The following is an 8,300-nucleotide window of genomic DNA, read 5'->3' as shown; positions in this document are numbered from 1 at the left end:
GGCGCGGCGGCGCGCGAGGGCGTGCAGGAACGGGTTGATGCCGGCGCGGGCGAGGTCGGGGCGGTGGGCGAGGTAGGCGGCGGAGTCGAAGTCGGGGCGTGGGTCGCGACCCGCGCGCCAGCCGTGGACGAGGTAGTCGCGCACCGGGTCGGCCGTGATCCCGTACCAGCTCGCGTAGAACGCCGCGTCGAAATGCGGCGCCATCGCGCTGACCAGGCGTGCCTCAAGATCCCCGCCCGTCGCTGCGCCTGCCCAGCGGCGGTGCAGCGCCCCAGGCTTGGCCAGCGGGTCGCGCAGCCGGCTGAGGCGCCGCCTCAACTGCGTCAGGGCCGAGGTCCGGCCGGTTCCGTCGGAGCCGCGCCGCATCTCAGGACTCTACGGAAGGGCGTTCACCGCCGTCCGTCACGGGGCGCGGCATCCATCGGCCGCCCGCCGGGCGGGCGCGGTCGAGGCGCGGGGCTCTGATCGGGTCATGGGCGGCAGCTGGCAGGCAGCGTCGGGGGCGCGAGGCGGCGCGGGAGCGATCGTCCGGTCGGACACCCGTCGCACTAACGGAACCGGTCAAATCCGTAAACCATGGGTCGCCGGCACCCGCCGCCCCGGGATGCCACCCCATGCGTTGAACATGCGAACCTTGCGGACGACCGTATTCCGATATATCTAAAATCACGTCATATCGAAAGCGAGTCGAAATCCATGCATCCCCATCTCTCCGACTTCCTCAACGCCGATCCCTTCGATGCGGGCCGCGTCCGCGGCCATCGCGGACCCATGGGGGCCGATCCCCGCTTGCGGCACGGCCACCATGGTGGTGGGCCCGGCGAACGGCGGATGTTCGGCCGCGGCGGCCGGGGCGACCTCGCGCGCTTCTTCGCCCACGGCGACCTGCGCCTCGTCATCCTCCACCTGATCGCCGAGAAGCCGCGGCACGGCTACGAGATCATCAAGGCCATCGAGGAGCGGGTCGGCGGCGCCTACAGCCCGAGCCCCGGGACGGTTTACCCGACGCTCACGCTCCTGGAGGAACTCGGCCACGTGACGGTGACCCCCGGGGAGGGCACCAAGCGGCTGCACACGATCACGCCCGAGGGGCAGGCCTTCCTGGACGGCAACCGCCCGACCCTCGAGGCGATCCTCGCCCGGATGGCGGAGGCCGAGGCCGCCCGGGGCGACGGTCCGCCGCCCTCGGTGGTGCGCGCCCAGGAGGGGCTGAAGCTCGCCCTGCAGATGCGGCTCGCCCGCGGGCCGCTCAGCGCCGAACAGGCCGCCGCCATCACGGCGGCGCTGGAGGCGGCGACCGCCGCGGTGGAACAGGCGTGAGGGACCGCGATCGCGGCCGGGGCGCGCCCGGTGTCTGACCCGCGGCTCAGCCGCCTCGTGCTCGGGGTCACCCTGTTCCGGCCGGGACCGGATCAGGTGGAGCGCGTCCGCGCCCTGGCCTCGGCCGGCTTTGCCGGGGTGATCGCCTTCGACAACAGCGGCCTCCCGGCCGGGCCGGCGGAGCGCCTCGCCCGGGCCGGCGTGACCGTGCTGTCGGAAGGAACGAATCTCGGTATCGCGGAGGCGCTCAACCGGATCGCCGCGGCCGCCCGGGCCGCGGGGGCCGGAACCCTCCTCCTCCTCGACCAGGATGCCGAGCCATCCGGGGATCTCGCTGCCGCATTGCTGGCGGCGCGCGACCGCTTGCGGGAGGCCGGGATCCCGGCCGCGGTGGTGGGCCCGACCCCGGCGCCGGCCCGCGGCCACAAGGCGCCCGCCTACCCGCCCCGGCCAGGCGCGCCGGAGCGGGACGGACTCGCGCCGGTGCAGTTCCTGGCGACCTCGGGCTCGCTCATCGACCTCGATGCCTTCGCCCGGGTCGGACCGTTCCGCAGCGACTTCTTCATCGACGGGGTCGAACTCGAATGGTGCTTCCGCGCCTGGAGTCTCGGATACGGGTGTTATCGTGCCCGCGACGTCGCGATCCCGCACCGGGTCGGCGGCGGGGTGATCCGGGGACCCGGGATCGCCATGCCGCGCCAGCCCCTGTTCCGCATGGGAACCTACCTGCGCAACGCGATCTTCGCGTGGCGGCTGCCGCATGTGCCGCTCCGCTGGAAGCTCGCCCAGGCCGCCTACTTGCCGCTCCAGGCCGGGCTGTACTGGGCGGATTCGGGCTGGCGGCCCGCCGTCCTGCTGCGGCTCCTCGCGGCCGCCCGCGACGGCGCCCTCGGCCGCCTCGGACCGCCCAAGGATCTGCCCAAGGATCTGCCGTGACCGACCACCCTGCCCTTCGCCCCGTCCTCGACGTGGTGATCGTCAACTGGAATGGCGGCGCGCTGCTGCGCGCCTGCCTCGCGAGCCTCGCGGCCGCGCAGGATGCCGGGTCCGTGCAGGTCACCGTCGTGGACAATGCCTCGACGGACGGCTCCATCGAGACCTTGCCCGCCCTGCCTCGCCCGCTCCGGCTGATCCAGAACGTGGCGAATCTCGGCTTCGGCCGGGCCTGCGACCAGGGCGCCGCTGCCGGCGATGCCCCCGCGATCCTGTTCCTGAACCCGGACACGCAGGTCGCACCCGACGCGCTCGGCGTGGCTCTGGCCGCCCTGACCGCCGATCCCCGGACCGGGATCGTCGGGGCACGGCTCGTCGATCCGGACGGGCGGACCGCGCGCTCCTGCGCCCGGACCCCCTCGGCCCTCGGCCTCATCGGCCGCACCCTGGCGCTGGATCGGCTGGGGCTCGTGCGGCCACACTTCCTCCTCGAATGGGACCACGCCGAGGATCGCCCCGTCGATCAGGTGATGGGCGCCTTCCTGATGATCCGCCGCGACCTGTTCCAGACGCTCGGCGGGTTTGATCCGCGCTTCTTCGTCTACTGGGAGGATGTCGACCTCTGCGCCCGCGCCCGGGCGGCAGGTTATTCCGTGCGGCACGTGGCCGGGGCGGTCGCCCGCCATGTCGGCCAGGGCACGACCCGGCAGGTGCGGGCGCGGCGGCTGTTCTACTTCCTGCGCAGCCAGATCCTCTATGCCGGCAAGCATCACGGCGCCGCCACAGCCCTCGCCCTGACCGCGGCGAGCTTCGGCGCGCAGGTGCCGCTGCGGCTCGTCCTGGCGCTCGCTCGCCGCTCCCCCGGAGAGGCCGCGGAGGTCCTGCGGGCGGCGGTCCTCCTGGCCGCGGCGCTGCCGGGCCTCCTGGGCGATGCGCGGGTGCGGACGGCCGGCTGATCCGGTACGCCACGGCCCGATGGGCCGCGGGGGACGGCCGTGCCGATCCTGGATTTGCGATGCCGTACGCGACCCCGAGTGCCGCCGTCACATCCGCCCGCCGCCCGACCGGCAGAGCCGGCCGGACCGCGTCCGTGGCGCCGACGCGGGTGCGGCCGTGAACCTGCCCTTCGCCGGGGACGGCCGGTTCTGGGCTTGCGCCTTCCTGGGCCTCGGCCTTCCGGTCTGCCTCGCGCTGGCCTGGGCCGCCCTGGCCGGCGAGACCCTGTCGGCCTTCGACGCCTTCGGCCGGCTCGCCACCATGGCCGCGTTCCTGATCCTGGGGCTTGCCGCCCTGGCCCTGGCGACCCGCGGACGGGCCGCGCTGTTCGCGCTGCTCTGCTGGCCGGCCTCGCTCGCGGCCGCGTCAGGATCGGATGGCCCCGTCCTCGCGCTTGCGGCCCTCGCCGCCGCGCTGCTTAGTCCCCGGCCGATGACGGGCCGCCGCGGGCTTGCGCGCCGCGCTGGGGCGGTCGTGGCGATCGCCCTGGCGGTGCTGGCGCGGCCGGCCTGCGCGCCCCTCGTCGGGATGCTGCTGGTGCCGTTCCCGCCGCGGGGACGGCTGGCCCGCTACGGCCGGGACCGGCTGCCGCTCGCCGCACTCGCCCTCCTGCCGGCCCTCCTGCCCGCGAGCCTCTGGGCACAGCATGCCGCCGGAGCGGGAGGTGGGCCCATGCCCCTGCCGATCCCGCTGCCCTGGTCGCTCTACGGCCTCTGGGCCGCCGCGCTGCTGGTGCCGGCGCTCGCGCTGCGGCGCGGCCCCCTTCCCCCGCGCGCGGAGCGGCTGTGGCTCTCGGGGTGCGCGCTGCTCGGTCTCTGGCTGATGGTCGCGGCGCAGGCCCTGGCTCCGGCGGGCGGCCTCGGCGGGCTGCAGATCCGGGACCTGCTACCGCTGGCGCCGATGGGGATTCTGGCCTTTGCCCGGGGGCGGATCGGCACCGCGGCGGCCCTGCGCTGGCCGGCCCTGCTCCCGGTGCTGGCCGCCGCGATCGACGCGGTGGCGCTGCCGCTGATCGCGCTGCGGCCGTAGGGGCCGCTCAGTCCCGGTCCAGGAAGTCCAGCAGCGCCCGGTTGAAAGCCTCGGGCCGGGTGACGCTGTGGGCGTGGCCGCCGTCGGGGGCGAGGGCGAGGCGGGCCTCGGGCAGCGCCGCCGCCAGCCGCTCGGACCGCGTGTAGGGCACCAGCACGTCGTCCCGGGCCGCCATCACCAGGGTCTCGTGGCCGATCGAACCGAGACGGTCGGCAACCGTGAAGCGCTCCAGTGCGGCGATGCGGGTCAGCACGGTCTCGGCACCGGGAAAATGCGCCAGCGCCAGCGCCTCGTCGTGCGCGACCCGCTCGGCCTCCGCCGAGAGCCAGGGCGCCGGGTACAGGAAGATCGCCTGGGCCCGCACGAAGGCTTCCGGACCGCCCCCGGCCAGGATCGCCCGGCGGGCCGCGAAGCAGCGGCGTGTGGCCGGGTCCAGGGCGTCCCAGCCGTTGATCACCACGATCCGCCCGATCCGCTCGGGGGCCTCCAGCGCCATCTGGAGGGCGATCAGGCCGCCGAGCGCGTGGCCGACCACGTCGGCCCGGTCGAGGCCGACGGCATCCAGAACCGCGAGCGCGTCCCGCGCCATGGCCGGGATGTCGTGGTCCGGCTCGAGCGGGCCGGGCGAGCGCCCGGTGCCGCGATGGTCGTAGGTGACGACCCGGAACCGCGCGGTCAGGTCCGCCATCTGCGGCGCGAAGTAGCCCGCCGCGCCGCCGAGCCCCGGCGAGAGCAGCACCGGACGGCCGCCCGCCGGGCCAGCCACGTCGTGATGGAGCGGGGCCGCCCCCGCCGCGCGCCGTGCCATCAGCGGCCGATATGGGCGACGGAGGCGATCTCCACCCGGGCCTCGGGCTTCACGAGGCCGCACTGGATGCAGTAGCGCGCCGGCTTCTCGCCCGGAAAATACTCCGCGTAGACGGCGTTGATCGCCGCGTAGTCGGCCCAGTCCGCCAGGAAGACGTGGTTGAAGGTGACGTCCTCCATCGTGCCGCCCGCGGCCTCGACCACGCCCCTGATGGTCTCCAGCACGTGGCGGGTCTGAGCGCTTGCGTCGCCGACATGGACCACGTTGGCATCCGCATCCAGCGGCAGCGTGCCCGAGACGTACAGCACGCCGTCGGCCAGCGTGCCGGGCACGTAGGGGGCCAGCGGCTTGCCGGTCCCCGGCGGTATCACGACCTGCTTGGGCATTCCCCTGCGCCTCCCACGTTCGACCTGACGACCAGGCCGGGCAGGACGCGCGGGAGGCCGCAGCGCGGCGGCGTTCGCGCACCCTGCCGGTCACCGGCCGGGTGCGCGATGCACTTATCCGGCCAGGTCGACGCCGGCCGCATCAACCGCGGCGTGTGAAGGCGTGCCGAGGGCCGCCTCGAAGGCGGCGACGTCCGAGACCCAGCCGAAGAAGGTCTCGATATTGGCGAGCGCCGCGTGGTGCAGGCTCTCCGGCCCGGCCTGATGGGTGGCGTCGGCCAGCACGATCCCGAAATACTCCCGGTGGAATCCGTCCCGCAGGGTCGACTCGACGCAGACATTGGTGGCGATGCCGGTGAAGACCAGCGTGGTCACGCCCCGGGCGCGCAGGGTGCTGTCGAGGGGCGTGTTGTAGAAGCCGCTGTAGCGCGGCTTGCCCATGACGATGTCGCCGGGCTCGGGCGTCAGGGCGTCGACCAGCGCATAATCCCAGGATCCCTTGGCCAGAAGCTGCGTATTCGCTTCAGGATTCCGGCGCATCGTCTTGAGAGCGTTGGATTTATGCCAGTTCGGAGAGCCCGGGCCTCCGGCCTCGACATAGCCCGGGTCCCAGCCGTTCTGGAACCACAGGATCGGGATGCCGGCACCCCGGGCCGCCGCCACTGCCCGGGCGATCCGGGCGATCACCGGTCCCGTGCCCGACACGTCGAAGCCGGCCCGGTCGAGGTAGCCGCCCGGGCTCGCGTAGGCGTTCTGGACGTCCACGACGATGAGGAAGGTGGTCGCGGGATCGAAGGCGATCGGCTCCGGGCGGGCCGGCAGGATGACGTCGCCGTGGTGGCCGTTCGGGTCGCGATACCCGGCGGGGGCGTCCATCAGGCGACCTCCGCCAGCGGCGCCGCGGTCACGTGCCGGCGTGACCGCATCAGCGGCTGGATCCGCGTCCCGAAGGTTTCGAGGCCCTTGAGGAAGTCGTCGAAGACCAGCAGCACGCCCTCCACCCCGTCGATGGTCATGATGTCGTCGAGCATCGCGGCCACGCTGGCGTAGCTGCCCACCAGGGTGCCCATGTTGAGGTTCACCGCCGAGGTCGGATCGGCGAGCTGGCGCACGTTGGTGTCGCCGCCGGACTTGGTGTCGGCTGCGCCCTGGAGGCCGAGCCACGCGATCGCCTCGGAATCCGCCCCCGCCTTGTAATGCGCCCACGTGGCCATCGCGGCATCGTCGGTCTCGTCGGCAAGGATCATGAACAGGGCGTAGCAGGTCACCCGCCGCCCGGTTTTGGATCTGGCTTCCGCGAGCTTCTCCACCACGGGGGCGAAGGCGGTCGGTGTGTTGAGCCCCTTGCCCAGGCAGAAATTGTAGTCGGCATACTGCGCCGTGAAGGCCAGCCCCGCGCCGCTTTGGCCGGCGCAGATGATCTTCACGGGTGCCTGCGGCCGGGGGCTCAGGCGGCAATCGTTCATCTGGAAATACGTGCCTTTGAGGTCGCTGACGCCCGTCTCCCAAAGCTCACGCAAAACGTGAGCATACTCAGCCAAATAGTCGTACCGCCGTGCGAAATGCTCGTCGCCGGGCCAGAGGCCCATCTGGTCATATTCCGGCTTCTGCCAGCCCGTGACGAGGTTCACGCCGAAGCGCCCGCCGGAGATCGAGTCGATGGTTGCCGCCATCCGGGCGACGATCGCGGGCGGTAGGCACAGCGTCGCCGCGGTGGCGAACAGCTTGATCCGGCTGGTGACGGCGGCGAGCCCTGCCATCAGGGTGAAGGATTCGAGATTGTGGTCCCAGAACTCGGTCTTGCCGCCGAAGCCGCGCAGCTTGATCATCGACAGGGCGAAGTCGAGCCCGTAGCCCTCCGCCTTCAGGGTGATCTGCTTGTTCAGTTCGAAGCTCGGGCGGTATTGCGGGGCGTTCTCCGAGAGCAGCCAGCCGTTGTTCCCGATCGGGATGAACACCCCGACGCTCATGGCCGGCCCGCCTCCAGGCGTCGTCCCGGCCACGAGATCCGGAGCGGTCACGCGGTTCGGAGCAGGTGTGCCTTGGGCCGGCCCTGTTCGGGCACCGGCGCTCTCGTCCGCATGGCCTTGCATCATCGTCCGCGCTCCGCCCGGTCGGTTCCCCCCGGAACCGAGTCGGCGCGGAGGCTCGCAAAACCGCGGCGGAGGGTCAAACCCGCGGCGTCCATCCGGGGCGAAAATGCCTCTCTTTCCAGCGGCTTGCACAACCGAGCCGCGATGCGTGCTCAACCCGTGCGCGCTGCCCGTTCGGCCGCGCCGAACGGCCGAGATAAGTTTCCGTGCGTCAGCATCGTCCGGAAGCCTTCGAAAAGATTGTCACCGCCGAAACGGAGACCATTTCCAGGTGGCATTGAGAAATCTTGGTCCGATCCTGCCGGAGTGACAGCGATGCGTGCGTGGTCCGCTCTGCTCCTCGTCCTCGTCCTCGCAGGATCGGCGGCGGCGGCGGCCGACGATTCGCAGCGCGCGGCGGCCCGGGCGGTGATCGCCAAACAGGAGCAGGCGCTGGGCCGCGACGATGCGCAGACCGCCTACGAGCAGGCTGCGCCGGGGATCCGGGATCTGTTCCCGAACGCCGATCTGTTCATCGGCATGGTCCGGAACCAGTACCCTCCGGTCTACCGCCACCGCAGCTTCGTGTTCGGCCAGGCGTGGGACACGGGCGATGCGGCCCTGGTCCAGTCGGTGGCGATCCAGGACGCGTACGGCGTCGACTGGACCGCCGAGTACAGCCTCGCCCGGGACGCGGACGGGCAATGGCGCATCACCGGCTGCCGCCTGATCAAGGCGCCCGGCGCGCGCGCCTGA

The 8,300-nt window shown here is 72.7% G+C and carries 9 protein-coding genes and 1 pseudogene; 5 read left to right on the top strand and 5 right to left on the bottom strand.

Translation table 11 applies throughout. From position 1 onward, the window contains the following. Positions 1–366: pseudogene (locus CIW48_RS16210) on the bottom strand (hypothetical protein); the annotation flags it as partial. 330 nt (positions 367–696) lie between these two features. On the opposite strand from CIW48_RS16210, the gene CIW48_RS16205 reads away from it, so the two are divergent. From CIW48_RS16205 to CIW48_RS16190, 4 genes are all read left to right on the top strand, one after another. Continuing rightward, complete coding sequence (locus CIW48_RS16205) at positions 697–1,320, top strand: PadR family transcriptional regulator (protein ID WP_149311693.1); 624 nt, start codon at positions 697–699, stop codon at positions 1,318–1,320. 30 nt (positions 1,321–1,350) lie between these two features. Then, positions 1,351–2,256, top strand: coding sequence for a glycosyltransferase family 2 protein (locus CIW48_RS16200; RefSeq protein WP_149311692.1), 906 nt, complete (start codon positions 1,351–1,353; stop codon positions 2,254–2,256). Further along, entirely contained in the window at positions 2,253–3,209 is a 957-nt protein-coding gene (locus CIW48_RS16195) for a glycosyltransferase family 2 protein (protein WP_149311691.1), read from the top strand. The genes CIW48_RS16200 and CIW48_RS16195 overlap by 4 nt, the downstream gene beginning before the upstream one ends. A gap of 157 nt (positions 3,210–3,366) precedes the next feature. Beyond that, positions 3,367–4,278, top strand: coding sequence for a hypothetical protein (locus CIW48_RS16190; RefSeq protein ID WP_149311690.1), 912 nt, complete (start codon positions 3,367–3,369; stop codon positions 4,276–4,278). Between the two features lie 7 nt (positions 4,279–4,285). Here CIW48_RS16190 and rutD read toward each other — a convergent pair whose 3' ends face one another. The 4 genes from rutD to rutA form a co-directional block, all read right to left on the bottom strand. After that, positions 4,286–5,086: a pyrimidine utilization protein D gene (gene rutD, locus CIW48_RS16185; RefSeq protein WP_149311689.1), complete on the bottom strand. Its 801-nt coding sequence runs from the start codon at positions 5,084–5,086 to the stop codon at positions 4,286–4,288. After that, entirely contained in the window at positions 5,086–5,472 is a 387-nt protein-coding gene (rutC, locus tag CIW48_RS16180; protein ID WP_149311688.1) for a pyrimidine utilization protein C, read from the bottom strand. The genes rutD and rutC overlap by 1 nt, the downstream gene beginning before the upstream one ends. Before the next feature lie 114 nt (positions 5,473–5,586). Beyond that, positions 5,587–6,348 carry a pyrimidine utilization protein B gene (gene rutB / locus CIW48_RS16175; protein ID WP_149311687.1) on the bottom strand — a complete coding sequence of 254 codons (762 nt, stop codon included), beginning with the start codon at positions 6,346–6,348 and terminating at the stop codon, positions 5,587–5,589. Beyond that, a complete protein-coding gene (gene rutA, locus CIW48_RS16170) occupies positions 6,348–7,442 on the bottom strand; it encodes a pyrimidine utilization protein A (RefSeq protein ID WP_149311686.1) in 1,095 nt (364 codons plus the stop codon). Before rutA ends, rutB begins: the two co-directional genes overlap by 1 nt. A 438-nt stretch (positions 7,443–7,880) precedes the next feature. On the opposite strand from rutA, the gene CIW48_RS16165 reads away from it, so the two are divergent. Then, positions 7,881–8,300 (top strand): DUF4864 domain-containing protein, encoded by a 420-nt coding sequence (locus CIW48_RS16165; RefSeq protein WP_149311685.1) that lies wholly within the window; start codon positions 7,881–7,883, stop codon positions 8,298–8,300.

The organism is Methylobacterium sp. P1-11 (assembly GCF_008329595.1).
In the GTDB taxonomy this organism is placed as follows: Bacteria; Pseudomonadota; Alphaproteobacteria; order Rhizobiales; family Beijerinckiaceae; genus Methylobacterium.
The sequence above is the reverse complement of the archived record's forward strand: the minus strand, read 5'-3'. Positions and strand labels throughout refer to the sequence as shown.